The sequence below is a fragment of the Sporosarcina sp. FSL K6-1540 genome, assembly GCF_038620285.1.
In the GTDB taxonomy this organism is placed as follows: domain Bacteria; phylum Bacillota; class Bacilli; order Bacillales_A; family Planococcaceae; genus Sporosarcina; species Sporosarcina psychrophila.
Window position 1 is genome coordinate 2,045,326 of the sequence record NZ_CP152018.1, and the last position, 23,286, is coordinate 2,068,611.

Genomic DNA, 23,286 nt, shown 5'->3' on the forward strand with positions numbered 1-23,286 from the left:
TGATTGGGGGGAGTGAAGATGATAAGGAAACTGATACTTAAGAAGGTTGAATACTCGAATTGGGCAACCGAACTCAGCAAGCCAATTGCTACCCGCCCTGATTATCAATTGGGAGAAGAACGTATACAATACAGTCAGATTGCTACACGTATTGTCGGATCAGGTTTTGATGAAACAGAATATATGATTGAATTATACACAGCGAGCCAGGCCCCTGGTGTGTATGTATTATCTGAAACACTTGATAAGAACATGCCACCAGAACGATTTCAAGCCATCCAGCGAATTTATGATCTTATTCAGGAAAAACCGAATCTATCGATTAACCGCTTTGTAGCTTTTTTGGAGGGGGCACAGTTGCTTCCAAAATACGGCGAAGACCCTGATTTCAATAGATTAATCCGGTCAACACTCATTGAGGTATTTGAACTATTCAAGAAAAATCATGCGGGTGCATTTCATCATCCGGAATTCCGACGAGTTTTTCTTGATATCATCAAATGGACGTGGAATCATATTGATCCATGGGTCAAGGGAACACCGATCGATAAGGATATCCCACACATTATCTGGTACGGCGATATGAACAAAAGTCAGATGTATTTTCTGTTCTATACAATCTTATTGGGAATGGATGTTGTCATTCTTCATCCGGAAGGAAAAGACGATTTTAAAGAGCTTGATCCTGACAACAACTGGTCCTTCTTGACGGAATATCCGACCACCATGAAAATCCAACCTTTTCCGCAAGAAGAACCGAAACGACAAGGGACAGTCGCATACCGTGCTTCGAAAGAAATCGATCACGTACTTCACCATGAAGGTTCTGCTTATTATAAGCCATGGCAATTCCGCAACCATCTCCCCGTGGCAGTTACATTAAAAACGACATATGACGAGATTTTTCTATTGGCGAAAGAAAAGGCATTTATACGACCAAATTTCTCTGCCAATGGGGATGAAGTGAAGATACCCGCATTGTTCACGAAAGTTTCCGGCGTTTCAACCAGCCGAAAAGAATATTGGGATAAAATGCATCGGCTCACTAGCCAACCGAATTGTGTAGTAGTGAAAAAATTCCCATTCATACAAGAAACGAAAGCGAATAACCAATATCATTACCAGCATGCACTTGGCAAAGATGGTCGTTTGGTCCCGGAAAAAATGATGCAAAGCAACTGGTGGCAGTACGGTCAACTACATGACGGTGCTCAACTAGGACTCGCGGCGGCCATTTCAAGGATTTGCGCCCATTCGAAAATGAAGGCACAACCGGGGGAAACACCGGAACAAGTCTCTCTCTATTTGTTCACACAGGCAACTTCCATACCGGAAGAATTGATCAATCTTTTGCAAACGTTTGATTATGCGCAAGAGGTTCCAAAAGTGATTTTATATAACAATGAAGTTAATGGTATTTTGTCTAGAGCAGATGCAGCATTGCTGTTACTGTTGAATGAAATTGGACTTGATATTATCTTATACAATCCACCCGGTCACAATGATTTGGAACACTTCATAAGGAAAGAATATTTTGATCATCATATGCTGGAAGATATGGTGTTCGATCTATCCTTTCAGGAGAATAAAAAGGATGCATCAATTGTAAGCGGTTTTTTAAATCGACTTTTTAACGGAAGGGATTGAATGGCATGGAAGAAACAAAGAATTATGAAGTGGAAGTATTGACGGAAAACAAAGCGGAAGCACTACGCTTACAGTTACGACAGGATCCAGAGGTTCAAAATTTAGTCCGGTCAATCGATACTAGAAACCAGACCGGATTATTAGAATTTGGGAAAGAACCGGCCGTTGAAATTTCCACTTTTGCTGATCGCATATTGGCTTCCATGCGTTCATCGAGTGTAACTGATTCAGGCGAGATGTTGAAACAACTTGGGAAAACGATGGATAAATTCGATAAAAATGACTTTGACGAGTCAAAAGGTTTTTTGGGCAAGTTTTTCAAGCGTGGAGATAAATTAATTGAAAAAGTGTTCGGCAAATACCAAACGCTCGGCAAGGAAATCGAAGGCATACACATCGAAATTTCAAAGTATAAAGACGAAATGATTCGTTCAACGACCAATATGGACGAAATGTATGACCAAAACTATAACTATTACATGGCACTTGAAAAGTATGTTGTAGCTGGGCAGATTAAAGCTGAAGAGCTGCGGGCGCTCGTTCCAGGTCTTGAACAAAGATCAGCAGGCGGCGATCAATTAGCGCAGATGGAATTAGATACTATGAATAATGCGATACAGTCGCTTGAAGAGCGGGTCTATGACCTTGAAATGGCAAGAATGGTCGCGTTGCAGACAGCACCCCAGCTCCGGGTCCTACAACGCGGAAACACGAAACTTATTGGGAAGATCAATTCGGCATTCATTACAACGATTCCAATATTTAAAAACGGCATTATCCAAGCAGTTGCTGCGAAACGTCAAAAACTTGTAGCGGATTCTATGGACGAACTTGATAAAAGGACCAATGAAATGCTACTAAAAAACTCGCAGAATATCGCTAGGCAAAGTGTGGAAATTGCCCGTACTGCAGGTGGTCCGAGTATTAAAATTGAAACGATTGAAGAAAGTTGGAGCACAATCGTGAAAGGGCTCGAGGAAACGAGAGCTATTGAAGATGAAAACAAACGTACAAGGGAAGATGGCATGAAACGGATTGCACAGCTACAGGACAGCATGAAAAATTTCGGTAAGTGACTGGAGGAACCGATATGATCGAACTGAAGAAAAAAGGGCAGTCCATAAATTTAACGAAAAAAGGAAATGATGTAGGTGAGATTCTAGTTAACTTAAACTGGAATCAAAACTCCAAAGCGGCTAAAAGTGGCGGATTCCTATCCTCGCTGTTTGGTGGCGGACAGAAAAACTTTGATTTAGATCTTGGTTGCCTGTATGAATTGAATTCGGGAGAAAAGGGCTGTGTTCAGGCCCTTGGTAACGCATTTGGCTCGTTGAAGGATTTCCCTTATATTCAGCTGGACCACGACGATCGTACGGGGGCTTCCACAGGCGGAGAAAATTTACGTATCAATGGTTCTCGTATTAAGGACATTAAACGAGTGCTTGTATATGCATTCATTTATGAGGGCGCTGCGAATTGGTCAGAAGCGGGCGGGATCGTCAAGTTGACATACGGCGGTGGAGAAGATATTGTCGTCAAGCTTGATGAGCACCGCAACGGACAAATTATGTGTGCAATTGCAATGATTGAAAATGTACAAAACGAGACGTTTAGCGTCAAAAGACTTGTCGACTATTTTCCAGGGCATGCCAAGATGGACCAGGCTTATGGATGGGGAATGAGTTGGCAAGCTGGTTCGAAGTAAAATCGGTATCTACTAAAAATGACCAGACATCAATTGATGTCTGGTCATTTTTAGTACTGTATATGTTGAACAAATGAACACCTATGTTAACTGAGCGAAGGTGCCTTACAAGGGGGGGCAGGCATCCCCGAGCGCCGTAGCAGTGTTGAAGGGAATCTTTATTTCAACTTATTTGGAATTCAGTGTTATAGGTTTATTTAACTTGATCGCCTTCACGTCTAAAGAATCCGTAAACACCAGCAGTTTGAACAATATTCGTAAACGCATTTGGATCTATTTCATTAATTATTTTTTCCAAATCATATAATTCATAACGAGTGATCACAAGATAAAGCATATGCTTATCCTCTTTTGAATACGCACCTTTTGCGGGAAGAATCGTTATGCCACGTACCATTTTCTGATGAATCGCATGCTGTAATTCGTCTGCCTTTTGTGTAACAATCATTGCGGTCACTTTTTCGTGACGTGTATGGAGTGCGTCAATCACAACTGTAGTTACATACAATGCTAACATCGTATATAATGCGTTTTCCGGTTCATACAGAAAACCTGCCAAGACGATTATGATACCGTTCAGCAGTAAAAAATAGGTTCCAATAGGCTTATCTTGTAAGCGTGATAGGACCATAGCGATAATATCCATTCCGCCTGTAGATGCCCCAAGTTTCATCGAAATCCCAACTCCTACACCTGCAATTACACCGCCAAACACGGCATTTAGAATAATATCGTTTGATAGAGATAGGACAGGTAAGAGTTCTAAGAAAATTGTAACAAAGATAACGGAAACGATGCTATAGATGGTAAATCCTTTACCTACTTTGTACCATCCTAATATAAAGACGGGAATATTGAATAGTAACAATAATATTCCTGTACTAATCTCAACGCCGATGAAATCATTTAATACACTAGATGTCAGTTGCGCAGCACCCGCAAATCCGCTGGCATAGACATTTGCATTGATTAAAAAGAAGTTAAGCGAGATTGCAAGTAACAAGGAACCAAAGATAACGACAATAATGCGTTTTGCTTCTAAGAAAAACATGACAACCTCCTGTTGTTTTCAATAAAGATAAAATAACTTGTTAGAACTTCCATTGTAACGAACCATATATAGAAATGGTACCCTTAAACGTTTGATGAAATTCCTGTTGGAGGGAATTTATGTTGTGTTTGATGAGAGTGGGGAGGGGAAGTACTGCTAGCATTATTAAAAAGCTGTCCTTAAAGCATGTATATGGCGGGAATTGTATTTTATAAGTTGACGTAAAGAATACCATTGAATTCGCTGTGGCGCTCGGGGATGCCCCCCACGATAAGCCAGTAGAAAAACCACTAGCCGATCTCGTGGCTCCAGCTATTCCTGTTAAGGCGCATTCGCTTAGTTTATGTAGGTATTCAGTTGTTCACCATTTTTAGTTTTCGCAATTAGGGGGGACCATTTGGTTTACCTTTACGAGGGGGAACTGAAAAAAGAGCATAAAAGCTATGCTCTTTTTTCATTCAACAATTATCCTAGCAACCCGGCAGCAATTTTCTTCGCAGTTACAATATCTTTCGTTCCATGTACAAGCATGCGACCGTCACGGAACAGCACGATGCGGTGACCGTTGTATTCACAGGCAACAAGATGTGGGTTGTGAATTAATTTTGAGACGCTTCCGCGAATTGATTCGGCAAAAGGGAGGAGTTCAAACTTTCTACTTTTAGGCCAAGACAATTGAACGGTGTCACGTCCACAAAGCACCGCTGTTTTCATAGACTCACGGGCAGAAAGGAACGGATACACTGCATTTTCGGAACAGCTTGGACAACCGGCTTTCTTCATGCTTGCAACTCCAATTGAAGCGCGGTCGCCTGTCCATAAATCAGCAGATTCGAGTTTCGGTCCAAAAGGTGTTCCCGTTATATATTTCAACACGTCAGTAACTTGCCGAGCCGCTGTAGTAACCACAACCGGGCTGATGACGCCGACTGTATCACATGTTAATGTCTGTGATGGCAATGTTTCTAGCAAGCAATGTAGACACGGCTGGTTGTCTTGAATGCCAATCGGAAACGTTAGGCCATAACTTCCGACACATGCCCCCATGAAAAAGGGGATGCCGAGTTTCAGCGCTGCATCGTTCGCTAGCAGCCGTGTTTCAATATTGTCTGTTGCATCCAAAACTAAATCATGGTCGGTCATTAGATCGAGGACGTTTTGTGGCGTTACATCGACTACAATACCTGTTATAGCTACATCGCTATTAATCGCCGTCAATCGTTTCTCCGCCGCAACTGCTTTTGGCAATTGCTCAATGACGTCTTGTTCCGTATACAATTGCTGGCGATGCAGATTGGTCGACTCGATAATATCCCGGTCCACAATCGTTACACGTCCAACGCCTGCACGGACGAGCATTTCAGCACCGGATGAGCCAAGCGCGCCGGCACCTAATATGAAAATACTAGTTTTACGAATCCTTTTTTGGCCGACATCGCCAATTGGAGCGAATAATGCCTGACGTGAATATTTTTCAATCAATTCGTTACAAGTCCTTCCAGTGGGCTACTTGCAACCGCATAATCGCGCATCGGCATCCGGCCTGCTTCATAGCCGAGTCGTCCCGCTTCAATCGCGAGCTTCATGGCAAGGGCCATTTTAATCGGATCTCCAGCTTCTGATACCGCTGTGTTCAATAAAACTGCGTCAGCGCCAAGCTCCATTGCATAAGCTGCATCTTTCGGCGAGCCAATTCCTGCATCGATAATAACGGGTACATTGGATTGTTCAATGATGAACGACAAGTTAAGTGGATTCAAAATACCGCGCCCTGATCCGATAGGGGATGCGCCTGGCATGATTGCATGAACGCCCATTTCGCATAACCTACGTGCGAGCACAACATCATCTGACGTATAAGGCAGGACGATGAATCCTTCATCTAACAGCATTTCAGTTGCCCGAAGTGTTTCTACTGGATCCGGGAGTAATGATCGGTCACAACCGATGATTTCAACTTTAATCATGTCACAAAGTCCTGATGCTTTCGCCAGTTTCGCGATGCGTACCGCTTCTTCCGCTGTTTTTGCGCCCGCTGTATTTGGTAATAGTGTATATTTCGAAAGATCGAGTTGTTCCAAGAAATTTGGTTGTGATGGCTCGAAGATATTCATACGTCTTACTGCGAACGTAAGAATTTCTGACTCCGATACACGCACTGCCTCTTTTTGCACATCAAATGACGGGTATTTTCCTGTACCTAGTAATAGTCTTGAATTGAATGTTTTATTGCCGATTGTTAGCATAATTATCCTCCTCCTACAAAGTGAATGATTTCTATTTGGTCGCGGTCGTTGATCGGTTTGTCATATGCGTCTTTCGCAAGAATATCTCGGTTCATTTCCACGATGACGATGCGTTCCGCAAGTTCCAGATGCCCAAGCAGTTCCTGCACATTTTCAACTTCTGCGGGCATGTCATACCGATTGCCGTTCAGTTCGATTGTTCGCTTCATGAAAAATCCCCCTTTTCGGATCAAATGCCTTAATCCGTTCTGTATTCACTTCATTTCCGATGATCAAATCACGAATCAAGCAGGCGGTTGCGGGCGCCAATAAAATCCCATTTCTGAAATGACCAGCTGCAATATACATATTTTCATTCCCTGGAATCCGACCGATATACGGTAAGTCGTCAACGGTTTTTGGACGTAGACCTGCCCATCTGTTCATAACAGGAAGGCGGGAAAGACCAGGTATAAAACGTTCCGCAATAGCACTTAATGCCAAATTACCGGCATCAGTTATCTGCAAGTCTGTATGTCCGTATTCCATCGTGGCCCCGATGACGAGCGTTCCACCCGAGCGTGGAATTACGTAACAGCCTTTATGGAAAAGTGTATAAGGTAATTGCATGCCTACCGCATTGAGTTGCATACATTGGCCTTTCACTGCGGTCATTTGCAGCCCTGACACAAGCTTGGTGCTCGCTGCACCGCTTGCGATGACTAGATGTTTTGCGTTGATAATGGACGACGCAATGCGTATCTGATAGCCACCATGTAACAGTGTGATTTCATCGACTGTGGCCTGTTCTGAAATAGTAGCACCCAAATTTTTAGCCGCTGCGCAAAATGCCAGACAAGCCTTTTCAGGATGAACATGGACGTCTTCTTCAAAAAGATACGCACCAAAAGCAGGTGGAGCAACATGCGGAATTCGTTCGCGAACTTGTTCAGCTGAAAGATGAACTGCGTTTTTCCAACGGGAGAGGGCAATTCGTTCTTCTTCGGAACAAGCAAACTGAACAATACCGCCAGCTGTATAACCGAAGTCCGCCCCTGCATCACGTTGGAATTCTGAATACAGTACCTGACTTTCTTGCGCGAATGAATAAAAGGTGTCATTCAAATATTCAGAGTGTGCACCAAGCATGCCGCCAGCCGCCCGAGTAGTGCCTTGAGCGATTTTATCGCGTTCAACAAGGTGAACTGACAAACCCTCTTTTGCTAAATAATAAGCTGTACTGCAACCAATAATCCCTCCCCCAATAACGACAACATCAACTGGTTGTGACATGGTTGGCATCCTTATAGGCTGTTGTGGCAACTTCAGGATTGTCACTGCCAAAAATGGACGACATCACTGCAATTCCTGCAACTCCGCCTTGATTTAATTGCGGAAGGTGATGGGGCTGAATTCCACCAATTGCATAGATGGGAATTGCTAGCGATTCAACGATTTGAAAAAGCTCATCGGTTCCACGGGGGAAGAGGCCAACTTTTGAACTTGTCTCGAATAAATGACCATAAAGAATCCAGTCAGCACCTTCTTTATAAGCAGTTTCAGCTTCACCATAAGAGTGGACAGATCTGCCGAAGGAGATAGCCGGGAATTTTTTTTTGAGTAGCGTTAGCGGTTCGCCGTATCCGGGAAGTTGAACTTTGTTAATCCCGGTAATTGAAGCGACATTCGTTCGCCCATGGACAATTAGTTTAGTTGAATCAAAGCCAGATTCGATTAATTGTCGAATCAACGCTATTATTTCTGAATCCATTTTCGATTTCTCACGTAAGATGGCTGCGTCGATAAAAGGTTCGATTGCTAGCAATGTATCAAGCAATTGGCTACGTTCCATTTTGTCATCTGTTACGGCAATTATCTTCATCGAACTCCTCCTTATCGAAAAGAAATAGTATATGTTTTCACCTGGGAATAGGGTCTAGTTTCAGGCGCCAACCCCTCGGGTCATAAGTCGTTTTACTGCGAGGGCTGAAGGACGCCCTCTTCGTAAACCGTCTTATGCCTGTCGGGGGCCTACAGGATGTAGGTCATGCAGCTGTTGCCACAGGAAGTGGCGCACTTAAGCTGCGTTCATTTGTAGCGGCGCCTTCTGCTTTTCTTGTTGTCTAGACTCCAGGCGCCAGCCCCTCGAGTCGCTTCAGTCTTGCCGAAAAGGCAAAGAGCGCCTTTATCGTCAAGCCTTCCAGCGCTTTTCGGGGCTAAACGGCGCCTTCCGCTTTTCTTGTTGTCTAGCTCCAGGCGCCAACTCCTCGGGTCATAAGTCGTTTTACTGCGAGGGCTGAAGGACGCCCTCTTCGTAAACCGTCTTATGCCTGTCGGAGCTGAGCGGCGCCTTCTGCTTTTCTTGATAAAAAAAGACCACTTTCCAGGTATGGAAAGTGGTCTGTCGATGGCATTAGAATGCACTGATAGGAAGACACGCCACTTCCCTACGCAGGTACAAACCTGTTCAGGTGATAAGGGTAGCGGAGTGGAACTCGTTTCTCAGTCCTTTAAAAGGATTCCCCTAATGGTCGAATATGTTATGAAGTTGTCAATCTATTAGTAGCATAGCACGTCAATGGAATGAATGAAAGGATGAACAGTTGCGCTTAGTCGTCTAAGTGGACGTTATGATGCACTTGTTGAACATCTTCCAAATCATCCAGTACGTCAATCATTTTCTCGAATTGTGCTTGAGCTTCTGGTGACAGAGTCAAGTCGTTTTGTGCAAGCATTGTTATTTCAGCGACGTTAAACTCTGTAATACCGGCACTTTTTAAAGCTGCCTGAACAGCATGGAACTGGTCTGGCTCAGCATAGATGATGACCGACTCCTCTTCATCTAGAATATCACGCACTTCGACGTCCGCATCCATTAGAAGTTCGAGAACGTCGTCGGCGGACATACCTTCAATTCCGATAACTGCAGTCGCATCAAACATATAGGAAACGGATCCGCTGACACCCATATTACCGCCATTTTTACCGAATGCGGCGCGTACTTCTGATGCAGTACGATTGACGTTATTTGTCAGTGTATCGACAATAACCATCGAGCCATTTGGTCCGAATCCTTCATAGCGAAGCTCGTCAAAGTTTTCTTCTGAACCACCTTTTGCTTTTTCAATTGCCCGGTCAATAATCGCTTTTGGTACACTATATGTTTTTGCGCGTTCTACGACAAATTTTAGCGCTTGATTCAATTCAGGATCAGGCTCGCCTTGCTTCGCTACTACATAAATTTCACGTCCGAATTTAGCATAAATGCGACTCGTGTCCGCATCTCTTGAAGCTTTTTTCTCTTTGATATTGTTCCATTTACGGCCCATGAATTTCCACTCACTTTCGATTAAGCATAGATTTACTACAATAAGTATACAACAATTATATGCAAGTAGACGAGTGGGAATTATTAAAAATGGGCTATTAGGTTGTGTAAGGGAGAAAGTTTTTACCTATTTAAGTTGAATTAAGGAATCCCACTAAATTTACTGTGGCGCTCAATAAGGAGAGAGTATTAATTCGGGGGGGATTGTAGAACGCTTGGCGCTTTGGGGATGCCTTTGCCGCGCCTGCGCTAGGATGTTCATTATCGAGAGAAATGTGATTTTGAGATGTATACGCCGAGATTATAATGTGCTTATTTTTTGCTACTAATTCTATTCAAGAAAGACACACTCCGGGTTGCAGTTTTCATCGCAGATAATGAAAAGCTCTTTCTCACATAGACTATCTAGCGCAGGCGCGTCTTCGCGGGAGGCATCCACAAAGCGCCGAAGCGGTATTAGGGGGAATCCTAATTCATTTCAAGTACAAGTTTTTTTTCAGTAGCCTCCCAAAAGCCCTTGTAAAGCGCATACGCCGTATTCATTTGTTCAACATATATACTGTCTTTCAATTATGAGAATTTGTCTACTATCGTACAGTTTTGGCGTGATGGAAAGAACATTATCCGATATTTAAGAAAAACTCTTTTTCTTATGACGATTCTCAATTATACTAAAGGTGAACGTTCATCCTACTATAGAAGGGAACAGACGCATGGAACTCATATATAAAGGGAAGACGAAAGATGTATACAAATTGGACGGCAACAATGTACTACTGAAATTTAAAGATGATGTAACCGGAGAAGACGGGGTTTTCGATCCTGGTGCGAACACAGTTGGCTTATCGATTGAAGGCGCGGGGCAATCCGGACTTCGGATGACGAAATATTTCTTTGAAAAAATGGCGGATAAAGATATTCCTACTCATTATGTAGATGCTAATATTGATGAAGTAACGATGACAGTACGATCAGCGAAGGTATTCGGCAAAGGCCTTGAAGTGATTTGCAGATACCGCGCTGTTGGAAGCTTCTTGCGTAGATACGGTGCGTACTGTGAAGAAGGACAACCTTTGGATGCCTTCGTAGAAGTCACGCTCAAAGACGATGACCGTAACGACCCGCCGATAAACAAGGATGGACTAGCACAACTTGGTCTATTGACAACTGATGAATACGTTACGCTCGAAGCATTAACGAAAGAGATTTCAGGCGTAGTTAGAGCTGAACTTGCAGCAAAAGGTCTTGACTTGTATGATATTAAACTCGAGTTTGGACGCGACGCTGAATCAGGTAAGATCATGCTGATTGACGAAATTTCCGGTGGTAATATGCGCGTCTATAAAGACGGTACATATATTGCACCAATGGATCTTGAAAAATTGATACTTGCATAAATGACAAACCGCTGTTAATTCCACGAAACTGGAGTTGGCAGCGGTTTTTATTACAATCAAATAAATGTACTTTACGAGTACTGTAAGATAAAATTCGATAAAGAGGATAATGAATATCTACATTAGATTAATAAAAGAGGCGAATTTTATGCAAATGAAAACAGGCGTTGAGCAGTCTGTTTATGCGATTCTCATGCTAAACATGCTGCCGGATAGAGCAGTACTACCAGGAGATGCAATCAGCCAGCAACTGGGAACCTCACCAACATATTTTCAAAAGTTGTTGAGAAAACTGGTCAGTGCAGACTTGATTACTTCTGTGTCAGGTGTAAAAGGTGGGTTCAAATTAAAGAAAAAGCCCGAAGAGATCCGGATATACGATATTTATCTCGCAATAGAGGGTCAGCAATCCCTTTATTCCGCGAGTGGGATTCTCGACGACATGCTTGATTTGGAAAAAGAAGATACAGGTTGTTTGTTAACGGACTTAATGGGAGAAGCTGAATCGGTTTGGAAATCCGTACTGAAGCGTGAAACAATCGCATCCCTATCAGATGGAATTCAGACAGAGCGCTATCAAGAGAAAGTGGAATTTCTACAAGAATTGATTCGCGAAAAAATGGTTCTGTGATTGAAAAGAGTGGCAGCTAGGAGGATGGCATTATGGGGAAATTCCAATCACATAATGGTTTTACACGAACGTTTAAGGAAAACAAATTAACGCTTGGGTTTATGTTTCCTTTGGAGCCGGATGCTGGAAGTCTCCCCAAGATGGATTTGAAAGAGCAAATGACGCTTGTGAATAAAGTAGAAGATCTAGGATTTGCTTCTTTGTTTGTTAGAGATTCACCGTTATTCGATCCTAAATTTGGAGATACAGGTGTTATATATGATCCTTTTATTTTTCTCGCCTATGTAACAGCACATACGAATAAACTCGCGCTTGGTACTGCAAGTGTCGTCACAACATTACGTCACCCCCTGCACTTAGCCAAATCAGCTGCATCTTTGGATGAAATGTCTAATCAACGTTTCTTGTTTGGCGCTGCAACTGGTGACCGCCCAATCGAATTTCCCGCATTTAAAGTGGAGCATAATGATAGGGCAGAATTGTTTCGGGAGTCGTTAACGGTCATGAAAAAAGTGTGGGAAGAATCATACCCACAGGTTCATACAGAAAGGGTTGCCATGACAGAAGGGGATATTATTCCCAAGCCTGTCTTAGCCGATATCCCCGTTTTAGCAACAGGCTATTCTGGTCAAACGACTGAATGGCTGGCAGAACATATGGATGGCTGGATGTTTTATGCGCAAGAAGCGAATCACCAGCGTGAAATGATCAAACTTTGGCGACAGGCAACGGGTGAGTTTAAACCATTTATACAACCATTGGTTATCGACTTATCAGAGAATCCGTTGGCCGCACCGAACCCAGTACCTATAAAAGTAGGCTTTAGGTCAGGTCATAAGTTTCTAATCGATTACTTGTATGCTTTACAAAATATTGGTGTTAATCATGTCATATTGGGTTTGAAAACGGGTAACCGCCCCGTGGAAGATGTAATTCAGGAAATAGGGGAATATGTACTTCCTCACTTTCCATCAATTGAGAAGTGAAGCCATTGAAAAGTAAATGATAGGGGAAGAGGGAGAAAAAATGATTAAAGACTTAGACCGCATTAATGAGCTAGCAAAAAAACAACGTGAAGAAGGTTTGACAAATGCCGAAATGGTTGAACAAACAGTATTGCAGCAAGACTACTTACGAGAAATTCGTGGGCAAGTTCTGAACACTGTTTCAGGTATAACTGTGATTGACCCACTTGGGGAAGACGTCACACCTGAGAAGCTTCGCCAAGAGAAGGGACGTTAAACATATGAGATTAAGTATACTAGATCAAGCACCTGTTACTAGTGGAAATACTGCCCCAGGTGCTTTGAAAAAAGCAGAAGAACTGGCTATCTTGGCAGATGAATTAGGCTACCATCGGATGTGGATGGCTGAACATCATGGAACAAAATCATTTGCAAGTTCAGCACCCGAAGTAACAGCAGCTCACTTGGCTGCCAAAACGAAAAACATTCGTATTGGTACAGGCGGTGTAATGATGATGCATTATTCGCCATTGAAACTAGCTGAAGTGTTTAAAACATTGAGTGCGTTTTCTCCTGGTCGAATTGACTTTGGTGTCGGTCGCGCGCCGGGTGGGGATAACCAAGCCATTTATGCATTATCAGAAGGCCGCAAACCGATGGTCAATGATATGTATGAGAAATTTGAGACGGCACTCCAATTGATTAACGATGAAGTGCCGGAAGACAATTTGTACAACAAAACAATCGCAACCCCTTCTACTATCGTTTTACCGGAAGCATGGTTGCTTGGTTCGAGCGGCAACAGCGCAATCCAGGCAGGTCGGATGGGTGTAGGCTATTCGTTTGCGCAGTTCTTCAACGGCGGTATGACTAAAGAGATTTTAGATGCATATAAAAAGAATTTCCAACCCTCGGTGTTCTTGGAAAAACCGGAAATCAATGTGTCCTATATGGTAACGGTAGCTGAAACAAAAGAAGAGGCTGAATTCGAAGCTGTACCTCAGGACATTGCCCGTTTAATGCTAATGAAAGGTCACCTCGGGCAATCCTTAACACCTGAAGAGGCCCAAGATTATCCGTTGACGGAAATGGATCGTATGACCATTAAAGAAAATCGTAAACTGCATTTAGTGGGAACAGCTAAAGAGATTGCGACGCTGTTACAAACAGAGCAGGAGCATTACGGATTTGATGAAGCCATGATTTGCAGCATTCCTCATTCGCAAAAGAAACGCTTGGATGTTTATCGTCTATTAGCGAAGGAACTGTTTTAAAGTTAATTAAATAAAAGAGATAAACCGCCGCCAATTCGACGTAAACTGGAATTGGTAGCGGTTTTTTTACTTGTTTGTATCATCTGCCGATTTCTCAAGTGTATAAAATATAGTGAAGATACCTAGTGAAATAACGATTAGTTCACGAACAATGGTTCCACCCAAATTTAATTCATCGGCTAGGATTCCACCAAGAATTCCAGTATAGCCAGCAATACCTATCGACATAACTGAGATGATGTAAAGTAAATACTGAGCTATTCCAAGCTTTTTACTTCTCCAAATAAAGACAATACTTGATAGCAATCCGATGATTAACAATTCATCAATTTTATTCAAATAACTTTGCAAATCAGCTAAAGACATTGTAATTGTCAAGAAAGACATGCGATTTCCACCCTTTCTGTCAAAGGTAAGACGAAGTGATATGGAATTAGTTTCCTGGTGTGTTAACCCGATCTGTGTTTAAGCAATCGCAGAAGAAAATATAAGATATAGATAATTGAACATATGAATACGTGTAAAAAGGGAGTGAAGGCACTCCCTAAGCGCTGAAGCGTAATTGAAATGAATCATTATTTCAACTTAGATAGGAAAATAATTCTACTTTCCATACATATTAAAATGAATTAAAGCCATCCTCCTTAGTAAAGAGATAGTGAGGAGGAATTATATTGAAACAAAAAATTGTACTATCCATTATGTTGTCTGCGCTATTGATTGCTGGTGGGTGTGGAAAGAATGGAGTGAAATTACCAGTCACTGGAGAAAGCGTCCAGTCGGTGATGTCGCCGATTTTGAACACGAAAGGGGATAAAATTGGTGAAGCCAGCTTTGTTGAAGGAATCGACGGTGTGACAATCAATATCCAGGCTGAAGGATTGTCGCCAGGCAAACATGGCGTTCATATTCACGAAATGGCTGTGTGTACACCACCTGATTTTAAATCTGCAGGAGACCATTTCAATCCGGGACATAAAGAACACGGGTTTGATAATCCAAAAGGGTTTCATTTAGGTGATCTACCGAACCTCGAAGTCGATGCAGATGGTAAGGTCACTGCTGAAGTGACGACTGCATTAGTTACGCTAAAGCCAGACGTTAAGAACTCACTTCTTGACGCTGACGGCAGTTCGCTTGTTATTCATGAAAAAGTAGATGACTACAAAACGGATCCATCGGGTAACTCAGGTGATCGAATTGCCTGTGCGGTTATTAAAAAGAAGTAAGGGATAGTCATAAAAAGTATACTTTAGACCACGAAAAAACCGGCGGATACATCACTAAGATGTGCATCCACCGGTTTTTCATTCAAGGCTTCAATATGACTTTAATACACTCATCTTCATGATCGTGAAAACGCTGATAAGCGGTAGCAGCTTCTTCAAGTGGGACCACGTGGGAAATGATTTCTGTCGGGTCGAATTGGCCTTTCGTGATTTTATCGAAAAGCATCGGCATGTAATGAATGACAGGCGCTTGTCCCATTTTTAGCGTAATATTGCGTTCGAAAAGATTACCGAGAGGAAACATATTGTAAAGGGAACCATAAACGCCTGTTAGCTGGATGGTCCCAAACTTTCGAACGGATTTATAAGCGATATCAATAGCGCTTAATGTTCCGCCTTGCAGCTTCAATTTCTGTCCAGCTTTCTCAAGCATGTTCTTTTTACCGTCCATTCCGACACAATCAATGACTATGTCGACCCCGCCACTGGTCATCTCTTTAATGTGGCTGCCTATATCGTCGAATTTTTCGAAGTTCAGTGCTTCCACTTTATTCATTTTAACAGCATGGTTTAGGCGATATGGAACGTGATCGATTGCCAACACACGTTTAGCGCCTTTCATCCAAGCAAACTTCTGAACCATAAGACCGACTGGCCCGCATCCGAGGACAGCGACCGTATCACCTTTTTTAACACCCGCATTTTCTACGCTCCAATAAGCTGTCGGCAGGACGTCCGACATGAAAAGAAGGGCTTCATCGGGGAGCTCACATGTTTCAGGGATGACAAACGGTGTAAAGTTGCCATAAGGAACACGTAAATACTCGGCTTGTCCGCCTGGGTAATTGCCGTAGCGTTCGGTGAATCCAAGATAACCGCCCGTGTCCACATGGGGATTCGGATTCGAATTGTCGCATTGACTTTCCATTTCATTGTCACAATAAAAACAATGCCCGCATGCCAAATTGAACGGGATTACGACGCGATCCCCTTTTTTTACTTTCGTCACATTGGGCCCGACTTCTTCGACAATACCCATCGGTTCATGTCCGATGACATAGTCCTTATGCGTCGGTATAGCGCCCAAATAGATGTGCAAATCTGATCCGCAAATGGCAGTAGAAGTTACCTTGACGACAATGTCATCATGCTTTTCAATTTTTGGGTCATCCACTTTTTTTACTTTAATATCTTTTGCACCCTGGAATGTAACAGCTTTCATTGATAAATCCCCTCCATTATGCTTAATAGTCTATCCAATTCCCTGAATATGACCCATTAATCCTAAATGGAGCTTATTTCAGCAAAAAGTTCTCTGTATAATAAGGCTGCAATTTATCATTGAACGAAACGCCCGTCCCCAGGTGGCTGTAAGTATCTAGCAAAATGTTTTCGCGATGTCCCTCTGAATTCATAAGGCCTTCATGCGCAAAAATACTGCTTGATTGGCCATATGCAAGATTTTCACCTGCACCCCGGAAACTGACGCCGTCATCTTTCATTCGATCGAATGGGGATTTCCCTTGCTTGTTTTCGTGGCTAAAATAATCATTATCTGCCATATCCGCACTGTGTTTGCGCGCTGTAACTGCTACGTTTGACTCCCATTTTAGGATGGAAAGCCCGTGACGGACGCGCGCTGCATTCGTTAAGTCGAAAAGTTGTTGTTCGAACCCGTTTCGTAAGTTTGCATCACCGCCGGCATAGATGCCGGTTTTTTTCTTTTCCAATGAATCGTTAATTAGCTGGATGGCTGTAACTTTGTCATTTTGATGTAAATCATAAAAAACATAAGTGTAGGTATCGCCTGATTTGAAGACGTCAAAACCCTCACTTTCCTGGAGCATGTAAATGTTCAAACCTTTTCGAATTTCTTTAATCGGTTCGCCGAATGTTTCGCGCACCGTTGATTTTAAAGAACCGTATTTGATGCCAGCAGTTGATGAAATGAGGTCGTCATTTGTATAAATGGCGTTCACTATCTGTTTATCATCGAACGAAACCATGACGAAGTTTTGATAGCCATCATGATAAGTGAACCATTCGGTACCGTATTCGTTCATGGATTGATTTTTTGGTTCCCCAAGTTCAGCTGTCACGTTTTCTTGTGGGCTACCAAGTTCGATATTGTGGATTGAGACCTGGGTTTTCAAGGGTTTATCCAACACTGGTTTTTCTGCAACAGGGATAGATTCTTCGGTTTCAGTTGTCTTTGAAGTTAGGTAAGATAGTGCTTTATCTATGGTGTTGCTGATGGAACGGATTGTTGTGTCGAGGGATTCCTTTGTCAAAAGAGTATCGATTTTTTCATCGACAGGTTCTAGAAAAGAGATGTCGACATATTGTGAGACTGGTTCTTCCCAGTACGGTTTTGTGAAATAAAGTGCAGCAATGAAAAGGATGAAAAGGAATAATCGTTTCATGGAATCGCCTCCTACCTGCTATTGTAACCCCATGGGACTAGTTGAATACAGTATGAAGGTATTTATGGTGACGGTAATAAACTGGGTTCGCTCCATTTCCAGTACTCGTCGAAAAGCTGTATACTAATAGAACAACTGATGAACGGGGTTTTCAACGTATGACTATATCAAAAAAAATATTCAATGCACAAGTGATGGAAAGCAACTCGCATTTATTTAGATGTCCAATCTGCGCATCTGGAATGGTCATGGAGGACAAGTCGCGGCTCGTTTGTGTAGACAATCACTCATTCGATTTGTCAAAAAATGGCTATGTCAATTTAGCACCGCAGGCACATGTGACGAAGTATGATAAATCGCTATTTGAAGCAAGAAAAACGGTAATGAGCAGTGGGTTTTTCAATCAGGTTCTGGAATTTATTACACATAAAGTTCATGAGCATATAGAAGGGCGGGAACAGGCCTTCATTCTGGACGCGGGTTGCGGGGAAGGCACGCACTTGTCGGCAATTCTTTCACAGCTGCCTGGTAAAACAACTGGAATAGGCATTGATCTTGCAAAAGAGGGGATTACTGCGGCGGCGAAAGAGTATCCAGGTTCAATTTGGAGTGTCGCGGACCTGGCGAACTGCCCGTTCCAAGAAAGCCAATTCGATGTTATTTTAAATATTTTATCGCCGGCAAATTACGCAGAGTTTACACGTCTTCTAAAACCAGATGGATTGTTTGTGAAAGCAGTACCGGAAAGCGGTTATCTAAAGGAGTTACGAGCTGTTTTTTATGATGATGAAGAGCGCACAGGCGATACGGATCCCGTTGCGCGCTTTGCGCAACACTATGACGCTGTCACAACGGAACGGATTACGTATGTATTCCCGTTATCGTCGGGGCTTCTTGCACCGCTTATCCGCATGACTCCGCTCACGTGGGGCGCGAGTGAGGAAAAGATTGAAGAAGCGCTAGGAATGGATATACAGAACATTACAATCGACTTCACCGTCATTTCAGGTGTGAAGAGGGTTGAGTAAAGAAAGGGGCGAGGAAGATGTTTGGTGGAATTAGCAGTGTTCCAAGCTGGTTTTATATTCTCGCGATTGCGGTAGTTATACTAATTATTATTATTATGGAATGGAAGACGCGCTAAAGGGGGATTCATTTATGACTAAAAAAAAGGTTAGTAAACGACAGAAACCGAAGTTGTCTGTTACTCATAAGGCTATGCAAGTGGAAGCGATTCTCGATAATGAAGGATACATTGAAAAAGTCCGCATTGACGGAGGTCATATGACAGGTGCGGAAGGTGGAAGACTGACTTTCGATGACGTGATCTTTAAAGATGTATCGTTTGCGGGAAGTGATTTAGCGGGAGCAGAATTTGTTGATGTAGTGTTTGATACGTGCGATTTATCCAATGTTAATTTTCAAAGTGCCATGTTCCACAGGTGTGAAATCGTTAATTCGAAACTGACGGGTACGGACTTTGCGAATGCGAAAGTGGGGCATACGTTAATCAAGGAATGTGATGGGCGCTATATTAACTTCAGCTTCTCTAGCATGAAGGAAGTTGAATTCGCTGAGTGTAATTTAACAGATGGCGATATTTATGAAAGCTCATTTAATAACGTGCAATTTAAGTTGTGTAAGCTGGATAATATTAACTTCACTGAAACGGACTTGAATGGTGTTGACTTGTCTGATAGTACATATGACCGGATTGAAGTCACGCTCCCGAAAATTGCAGGCTGTATTGTGTCAAAAGATCAGGCAATTGGCTTCGCACGTGTGCTTGGATTATCCGTGAAAGAAGAATAATGGTATACTTAAACGAAATCAGAGTGGAAAAGAGTGAACATATATGTTGACATTTGAAGAGAAACAACAGATTATCGAAACAATTCCCGAACTTACACGTAAAGATGTGTCAATGAAACGGGTCAACTATCATTATGAAGAAAGCTTATATGAAAAAACAGTCGTCGTTCAGCATCTTCACCCGAACGGTAACGGTTTTATCTATGTAGCGGGAATTCCTGGTTATGATGCGGATGAACGTGGTCTCGTCAATATCCGTGAAGCTTCAGAAGTGGAACTACGGAAAATTATTGCAGATTCTATCAAGGCTTTATCTGAAGGGGCACCTGAACCACAGGCTATTGTACAAAAGTTTGTGAACAATGAAGGTGAAGAGCTAATCCTTATGGAAGAGCAAGGCTTCTGGAATTTGTATCACGGCTTGAATCTTGAAGAAAGTTTCGGTGATTATAACGAAGCGGACGTCTATTTGATTGAAGAGGAATTCGTCAGAGTTGAAGACGAGGATGATGCGCAGTGAAAGGTAAAAACCTTGTCATTGGCCTTGTGCTAATTACATTATTAAGTATTATTGCTGTTTATTTCACGATGAAGGCAACAGTCAATAATATGGAAAATGGGATGGCGCCGATTGTGACGGTTGTTGAATTGATAGAAGAAGTTGATTATCGCTAATTGAAAAAGCACACCAGGGATTAATCCCTGGTGTGCTTTTTCTAAAGCTAAAATATATACGTTTTTTCCACTGTGGTCGATGTCTAGCTCCAGCGGTCAGATGCTCGGGTCATAAGTCGAACCGGCTATGCGGTAAAGTGCACCGCTTCGCCAATCCGTCTTATGCCTGTCGCGGGCCTACAGGATGTAGGTCATGCAGCTGTTGCCACAGGAAGTGGCGTACTTAAGCTGCGTTCCTTTTAGGCGCCTTCCGCTTTTCTTTAATGTCTAGCTCCAGCGGTCAGATGCTCGGGTCATAAGTCGAACCGGCTATGCGGTAAAGTGCACCGCTTCGCCGATCCGTCTTATGCCTATCGCGGGCCTACAGGATGTAGGTCATGCAGCTGTTGCCACAGGAAGTGGCGTACTTAAGCTGCGTTCCTTTTAGGCACCTTCCGCTTTTCTTAATGCCAATTTCCTGGCTTATAGGGCCCTTTTCTAAACGGTAACCACCAGTTCCATTTGCCAAACAGTTTCATTAGGCTTGGAACGAGCAATAGGCGAATAATCGTTGCGTCAATGGCGACTGCTATCGCGATGCCGACACCAATCTGTTTCACTGGCATAACGTCCGTAAAGGCGAATGCCCCTGTCAGAACAATCATGATCAGTGCCGCAGACGTGATGATCTTACTTGTTGTTGCAAGACCTTCAACAGTTGAGTGGTCATTATCCAATGTTTTCGCATACTCTTCCTGCATCCTTGAGATGAGGAACACTTCGTAGTCCATACTTAGTCCAAAGACAAGACTAAAGACGATGACAGGGATGATAAGCGCAATTGTGCCTGCTTCCAATCCGAAATGACCATACTGGAAAATATAGACGAGAATACCGAATGTGGCAGCCAATCCGACGATGTTCATCAAAATTGCTTTAATCGGTATTAAAATAGATTTAAAAGCAATCATTAGGATGAAAAACGTCGAGACGAGGATAACCAACAGAACGTACAAAATCTTATCCAGTATTTCATCGAAGATTTCCTGATTGAACTTTGGTTGTCCGCCGATGGATAAGTTCCACTCCGTTTGCTTGTCGGACCAGTCGCGCGCCCAATCTTGTGCGGCATCTGAACTGCCATTAGCTCTAAGTGTCACAGGAATCATCAGCTTGTCGTCTTTCACAAATGTTTCAATAAGAGGGGAGAGTCCGGCGGCGATTTCAGGCGCCAACATCGCTTGCTCCCATTGTTCGACGGAATCGATGTCACTTGCAGTAAAAATTGTCGTTACTTTATCCACAAGCGGATCGTTTGAAAGTTCTTTTTCGAGTTCTTTCATGGACTGGAGACCTTTTTCATCCACCCAGCCGTCCGCACGTTCTGCAATGACATAGACAGCGGCTTGATCAGCCAGACCAAACTCTTTATCAATCAATTCAAAAGCTTGGCGCGTATCATACGACTTTGGCAATGAATCAATTGCTGGAATTGTTAAATCCATATTTTTCACTGGAATTATTGCGATACCGAGTAGGATAAACGCAACAATTGTTATCATAACGGGACGCTTAATAACTGCGTTGGCAAATTTGCGCCAACCGTTCGCTTCAGCCGATTTTTCTTTCAATAGCTGCCATTTGTCAATCCGGTCGCCAAGCGCAATAAGTACGGACGGTAACAAGGTTATAGATGCAAGGACAGCCATTGCTACGACAATCATACCGCCGATTGCAATGTTTTGGAAAATGTCGACCTGTATAAGCATCATTGCGCCAAGTCCGATGAACACACAGAAAGCGGAAAAGATGACGGATCTTCCTGCTGTTCGAATCGTAGTGGAGATAGCTTCATGCATGTCGCTCCTTTTGCGTTCTTCACGATAACGGCTGATGAACAACAAAGCAAAGTCTATACTAAGCGCAAGTCCCAGCATTGGGATGATATTCAAGACAAAAATGGACAGGTCCATTTTTCCGCCAAGAATGGCCAATACACCGAAAGAGGATACGACAGTTACAATACCAATAATTAATGGTACGAATGAAGCGACGACAGTTCCGAAAGCGAAAAGAAGTATAATAATTGCAATCGGTAACCCGATTGCCTCTGCTGTCATTAAGTCACGTTGGCTAGCAGTGTTAATGTCCTTTGAAATAGCGGAAGCACCTGTAAGTGTGATTCCTTTTTCATTACCGACAGCCTCTCGGATATCCGTGACGATAACAGACATATCTTTCTCCGCGTTATCAAAATGAAGAAGTGCGTAGGAAGCAGTGTTTTTATACTGTGTATCGTTGTCAAACGGTGACACGATTTCTGAAGTGACCTTAAGTTTATCTACGTTAGTGAGTGTAGATACTATTTTTTCATCTGACACATTATCGAAAACGAGGAACATGGTTTCTGCCGGCATATCGAATTCATCAGATACAATATTCATGACTGCGGCATGTTCGCCATCTGTTTGGAAGCCGTCACCTTCTAAAAGTCCGGGCAACTTAATCGCGAATAGCGTCAATATGACGAAGATTGCAATCCATGCAAAGATAATATATTTATGTGCGCTTGTTACAAAACGCGCAAGTGTACGCATACAATCATTCCTTCCTGTGTATAGATTGACTCTATTCTTCTATAATAACGGAAAATGATGGGAATGTCTTTTATCGAAGGAGGCGGCACAGGTTAGGGAATCTAGCATGAGTGAAAATCCGCAAGCGGTTACTAAACGAGTCTATGTAGGTAATAATAGGTTGCATCCTGGAGGGAAGTTCATCGTATATAGGTTGAAATAAGAATTACATTGAATTCGCTAGGGGATGCTACCCTCCAGTCTTAGGTTTCTGATACCCCTAGTAAGGCTCCAATGCTCAGTTTATTATAAGTACTTAGTAGTCACCACAATTAATTTTGGACAAAGAAAAAAGCCATTCCCCGAAGG

The 23,286-nt window shown here is 42.8% G+C and carries 24 protein-coding genes and 1 riboswitch; of the genes, 13 read left to right on the forward strand and 11 right to left on the reverse strand.

The window, feature by feature from the left end; genetic code table 11:
- The first annotated feature begins 18 nt into the window (after positions 1-18).
- The 3 genes from MKY15_RS09460 to MKY15_RS09470 are packed head-to-tail and all read left to right on the forward strand — an operon-like array spanning position 19 to position 3,352.
- The gene (locus MKY15_RS09460; protein ID WP_342539541.1) at positions 19-1,647 is read left to right on the forward strand and encodes a YceG family protein; all 1,629 of its coding nucleotides are present in this window, start codon (positions 19-21) and stop codon (positions 1,645-1,647) included.
- Positions 1,648-1,652: 5 nt separating this feature from the next.
- Entirely contained in the window at positions 1,653-2,723 is a 1,071-nt protein-coding gene (locus tag MKY15_RS09465; protein WP_342539543.1) for a toxic anion resistance protein, read from the forward strand.
- A gap of 14 nt (positions 2,724-2,737) precedes the next feature.
- The gene (locus MKY15_RS09470; RefSeq protein WP_340741308.1) at positions 2,738-3,352 is read left to right on the forward strand and encodes a TerD family protein; all 615 of its coding nucleotides are present in this window, start codon (positions 2,738-2,740) and stop codon (positions 3,350-3,352) included.
- 193 nt (positions 3,353-3,545) lie between these two features.
- Here MKY15_RS09470 and MKY15_RS09475 read toward each other — a convergent pair whose 3' ends face one another.
- The 7 genes from MKY15_RS09475 to MKY15_RS09505 all read right to left on the reverse strand — a co-directional run bounded on the left by MKY15_RS09475 (position 3,546) and on the right by MKY15_RS09505 (position 9,957).
- A complete protein-coding gene (locus MKY15_RS09475) occupies positions 3,546-4,403 on the reverse strand; it encodes a YitT family protein (protein ID WP_067205014.1) in 858 nt (285 codons plus the stop codon).
- 465 nt (positions 4,404-4,868) lie between these two features.
- Positions 4,869-5,885: a ThiF family adenylyltransferase gene (locus MKY15_RS09480; protein WP_067205017.1), complete on the reverse strand. Its 1,017-nt coding sequence runs from the start codon at positions 5,883-5,885 to the stop codon at positions 4,869-4,871.
- Positions 5,882-6,655, reverse strand: a complete 774-nt coding sequence (locus MKY15_RS09485; RefSeq protein ID WP_187047759.1) for a thiazole synthase — start codon at positions 6,653-6,655, stop codon at positions 5,882-5,884. Before MKY15_RS09485 ends, MKY15_RS09480 begins: the two co-directional genes overlap by 4 nt.
- A complete protein-coding gene (gene thiS, locus MKY15_RS09490; RefSeq protein WP_187046503.1) occupies positions 6,652-6,858 on the reverse strand; it encodes a sulfur carrier protein ThiS in 207 nt (68 codons plus the stop codon). The genes MKY15_RS09485 and thiS overlap by 4 nt, the downstream gene beginning before the upstream one ends.
- Complete coding sequence (gene thiO / locus MKY15_RS09495) at positions 6,821-7,921, reverse strand: glycine oxidase ThiO (protein WP_342539545.1); 1,101 nt, start codon at positions 7,919-7,921, stop codon at positions 6,821-6,823. The genes thiS and thiO overlap by 38 nt, the downstream gene beginning before the upstream one ends.
- Positions 7,905-8,510, reverse strand: coding sequence for a thiamine phosphate synthase (locus MKY15_RS09500; RefSeq protein ID WP_342539546.1), 606 nt, complete (start codon positions 8,508-8,510; stop codon positions 7,905-7,907). The genes thiO and MKY15_RS09500 overlap by 17 nt, the downstream gene beginning before the upstream one ends.
- A 545-nt stretch (positions 8,511-9,055) precedes the next feature.
- Positions 9,056-9,164, reverse strand: a riboswitch (TPP riboswitch).
- Between the two features lie 73 nt (positions 9,165-9,237).
- Complete coding sequence (locus MKY15_RS09505) at positions 9,238-9,957, reverse strand: YebC/PmpR family DNA-binding transcriptional regulator (RefSeq protein WP_067205029.1); 720 nt, start codon at positions 9,955-9,957, stop codon at positions 9,238-9,240.
- Between the two features lie 712 nt (positions 9,958-10,669).
- Here MKY15_RS09505 and MKY15_RS09510 point away from each other — a divergent pair.
- The 5 genes from MKY15_RS09510 (at position 10,670) to MKY15_RS09530 (ending at position 14,223) form a co-directional block, all read left to right on the forward strand.
- A complete protein-coding gene (locus MKY15_RS09510; protein ID WP_067205032.1) occupies positions 10,670-11,353 on the forward strand; it encodes a phosphoribosylaminoimidazolesuccinocarboxamide synthase in 684 nt (227 codons plus the stop codon).
- A gap of 148 nt (positions 11,354-11,501) precedes the next feature.
- On the forward strand, positions 11,502-11,984 hold the full coding sequence (locus tag MKY15_RS09515) for an Rrf2 family transcriptional regulator (protein WP_187046506.1): 483 nt from the start codon (positions 11,502-11,504) through the stop codon (positions 11,982-11,984).
- A 32-nt stretch (positions 11,985-12,016) separates the two neighbouring features.
- On the forward strand, positions 12,017-12,970 hold the full coding sequence (locus MKY15_RS09520; RefSeq protein WP_338653841.1) for an LLM class oxidoreductase: 954 nt from the start codon (positions 12,017-12,019) through the stop codon (positions 12,968-12,970).
- A gap of 40 nt (positions 12,971-13,010) precedes the next feature.
- Positions 13,011-13,226: a DUF896 domain-containing protein gene (locus MKY15_RS09525; protein WP_067205039.1), complete on the forward strand. Its 216-nt coding sequence runs from the start codon at positions 13,011-13,013 to the stop codon at positions 13,224-13,226.
- 4 nt (positions 13,227-13,230) lie between these two features.
- Positions 13,231-14,223 carry an LLM class flavin-dependent oxidoreductase gene (locus MKY15_RS09530; RefSeq protein WP_342539549.1) on the forward strand — a complete coding sequence of 331 codons (993 nt, stop codon included), beginning with the start codon at positions 13,231-13,233 and terminating at the stop codon, positions 14,221-14,223.
- Positions 14,224-14,289: 66 nt separating this feature from the next.
- Here the strand turns inward: MKY15_RS09530 and MKY15_RS09535 are convergent, their stop codons facing one another.
- The gene (locus MKY15_RS09535) at positions 14,290-14,610 is read right to left on the reverse strand and encodes a hypothetical protein (protein ID WP_342539550.1); all 321 of its coding nucleotides are present in this window, start codon (positions 14,608-14,610) and stop codon (positions 14,290-14,292) included.
- 287 nt (positions 14,611-14,897) lie between these two features.
- Here MKY15_RS09535 and MKY15_RS09540 point away from each other — a divergent pair, with 287 nt between their 5' ends.
- Positions 14,898-15,452 (forward strand): superoxide dismutase family protein, encoded by a 555-nt coding sequence (locus tag MKY15_RS09540; RefSeq protein ID WP_342539551.1) that lies wholly within the window; start codon positions 14,898-14,900, stop codon positions 15,450-15,452.
- Between the two features lie 82 nt (positions 15,453-15,534).
- Here MKY15_RS09540 and MKY15_RS09545 read toward each other — a convergent pair whose 3' ends face one another.
- Positions 15,535-16,674 (reverse strand): zinc-dependent alcohol dehydrogenase, encoded by a 1,140-nt coding sequence (locus MKY15_RS09545; RefSeq protein ID WP_342539552.1) that lies wholly within the window; start codon positions 16,672-16,674, stop codon positions 15,535-15,537.
- 73 nt (positions 16,675-16,747) lie between these two features.
- A complete protein-coding gene (locus MKY15_RS09550) occupies positions 16,748-17,875 on the reverse strand; it encodes a CAP-associated domain-containing protein (protein ID WP_067205050.1) in 1,128 nt (375 codons plus the stop codon).
- Between the two features lie 158 nt (positions 17,876-18,033).
- Between MKY15_RS09550 and MKY15_RS09555 the strand changes: the two genes are divergently transcribed.
- From MKY15_RS09555 to MKY15_RS09570, 4 genes are all read left to right on the forward strand, one after another.
- Entirely contained in the window at positions 18,034-18,903 is an 870-nt protein-coding gene (locus tag MKY15_RS09555) for a putative RNA methyltransferase (RefSeq protein WP_342539555.1), read from the forward strand.
- 130 nt (positions 18,904-19,033) lie between these two features.
- The gene (locus MKY15_RS09560) at positions 19,034-19,687 is read left to right on the forward strand and encodes a pentapeptide repeat-containing protein (protein ID WP_342539556.1); all 654 of its coding nucleotides are present in this window, start codon (positions 19,034-19,036) and stop codon (positions 19,685-19,687) included.
- A gap of 43 nt (positions 19,688-19,730) precedes the next feature.
- Complete coding sequence (locus MKY15_RS09565; RefSeq protein WP_342539557.1) at positions 19,731-20,207, forward strand: hypothetical protein; 477 nt, start codon at positions 19,731-19,733, stop codon at positions 20,205-20,207.
- A complete protein-coding gene (locus MKY15_RS09570; RefSeq protein WP_187046511.1) occupies positions 20,204-20,362 on the forward strand; it encodes a hypothetical protein in 159 nt (52 codons plus the stop codon). Before MKY15_RS09565 ends, MKY15_RS09570 begins: the two co-directional genes overlap by 4 nt.
- Before the next feature lie 443 nt (positions 20,363-20,805).
- On the opposite strand, the gene MKY15_RS09575 is transcribed toward MKY15_RS09570, so the two are convergent.
- On the reverse strand, positions 20,806-22,938 hold the full coding sequence (locus tag MKY15_RS09575; RefSeq protein ID WP_342539559.1) for an MMPL family transporter: 2,133 nt from the start codon (positions 22,936-22,938) through the stop codon (positions 20,806-20,808).
- Between the last annotated feature and the right edge of the window lie 348 nt (positions 22,939-23,286).

Excerpts from the sequence above, each read along its gene's own strand:
- MKY15_RS09560 (WP_342539556.1), top strand. The coding sequence starts at position 19,034 with ATGACTAAAAAAAAGGTTAGTAAACGACAGAAACCGAAGTTGTCTGTT.
- MKY15_RS09550 (WP_067205050.1), bottom strand. The coding sequence starts at position 17,875 with ATGAAACGATTATTCCTTTTCATCCTTTTCATTGCTGCACTTTATTTC.
- MKY15_RS09575 (WP_342539559.1), bottom strand. The coding sequence starts at position 22,938 with ATGCGTACACTTGCGCGTTTTGTAACAAGCGCACATAAATATATTATC.
- MKY15_RS09535 (WP_342539550.1), bottom strand. The coding sequence starts at position 14,610 with ATGTCTTTCTTGACAATTACAATGTCTTTAGCTGATTTGCAAAGTTAT.
- MKY15_RS09460 (WP_342539541.1), top strand. The coding sequence starts at position 19 with ATGATAAGGAAACTGATACTTAAGAAGGTTGAATACTCGAATTGGGCA.
- MKY15_RS09530 (WP_342539549.1), top strand. The coding sequence starts at position 13,231 with ATGAGATTAAGTATACTAGATCAAGCACCTGTTACTAGTGGAAATACT.
- MKY15_RS09525 (WP_067205039.1), top strand. The coding sequence starts at position 13,011 with ATGATTAAAGACTTAGACCGCATTAATGAGCTAGCAAAAAAACAACGT.
- MKY15_RS09565 (WP_342539557.1), top strand. The coding sequence starts at position 19,731 with ATGTTGACATTTGAAGAGAAACAACAGATTATCGAAACAATTCCCGAA.
- MKY15_RS09465 (WP_342539543.1), top strand. The coding sequence starts at position 1,653 with ATGGAAGAAACAAAGAATTATGAAGTGGAAGTATTGACGGAAAACAAA.
- MKY15_RS09520 (WP_338653841.1), top strand. The coding sequence starts at position 12,017 with ATGGGGAAATTCCAATCACATAATGGTTTTACACGAACGTTTAAGGAA.
- MKY15_RS09505 (WP_067205029.1), bottom strand. The coding sequence starts at position 9,957 with ATGGGCCGTAAATGGAACAATATCAAAGAGAAAAAAGCTTCAAGAGAT.
- MKY15_RS09475 (WP_067205014.1), bottom strand. The coding sequence starts at position 4,403 with ATGTTTTTCTTAGAAGCAAAACGCATTATTGTCGTTATCTTTGGTTCC.
- MKY15_RS09470 (WP_340741308.1), top strand. The coding sequence starts at position 2,738 with ATGATCGAACTGAAGAAAAAAGGGCAGTCCATAAATTTAACGAAAAAA.
- MKY15_RS09510 (WP_067205032.1), top strand. The coding sequence starts at position 10,670 with ATGGAACTCATATATAAAGGGAAGACGAAAGATGTATACAAATTGGAC.
- thiO (WP_342539545.1), bottom strand. The coding sequence starts at position 7,921 with ATGTCACAACCAGTTGATGTTGTCGTTATTGGGGGAGGGATTATTGGT.
- MKY15_RS09515 (WP_187046506.1), top strand. The coding sequence starts at position 11,502 with ATGCAAATGAAAACAGGCGTTGAGCAGTCTGTTTATGCGATTCTCATG.
- MKY15_RS09555 (WP_342539555.1), top strand. The coding sequence starts at position 18,034 with ATGACTATATCAAAAAAAATATTCAATGCACAAGTGATGGAAAGCAAC.
- thiS (WP_187046503.1), bottom strand. The coding sequence starts at position 6,858 with ATGAAGCGAACAATCGAACTGAACGGCAATCGGTATGACATGCCCGCA.
- MKY15_RS09500 (WP_342539546.1), bottom strand. The coding sequence starts at position 8,510 with ATGAAGATAATTGCCGTAACAGATGACAAAATGGAACGTAGCCAATTG.
- MKY15_RS09545 (WP_342539552.1), bottom strand. The coding sequence starts at position 16,674 with ATGAAAGCTGTTACATTCCAGGGTGCAAAAGATATTAAAGTAAAAAAA.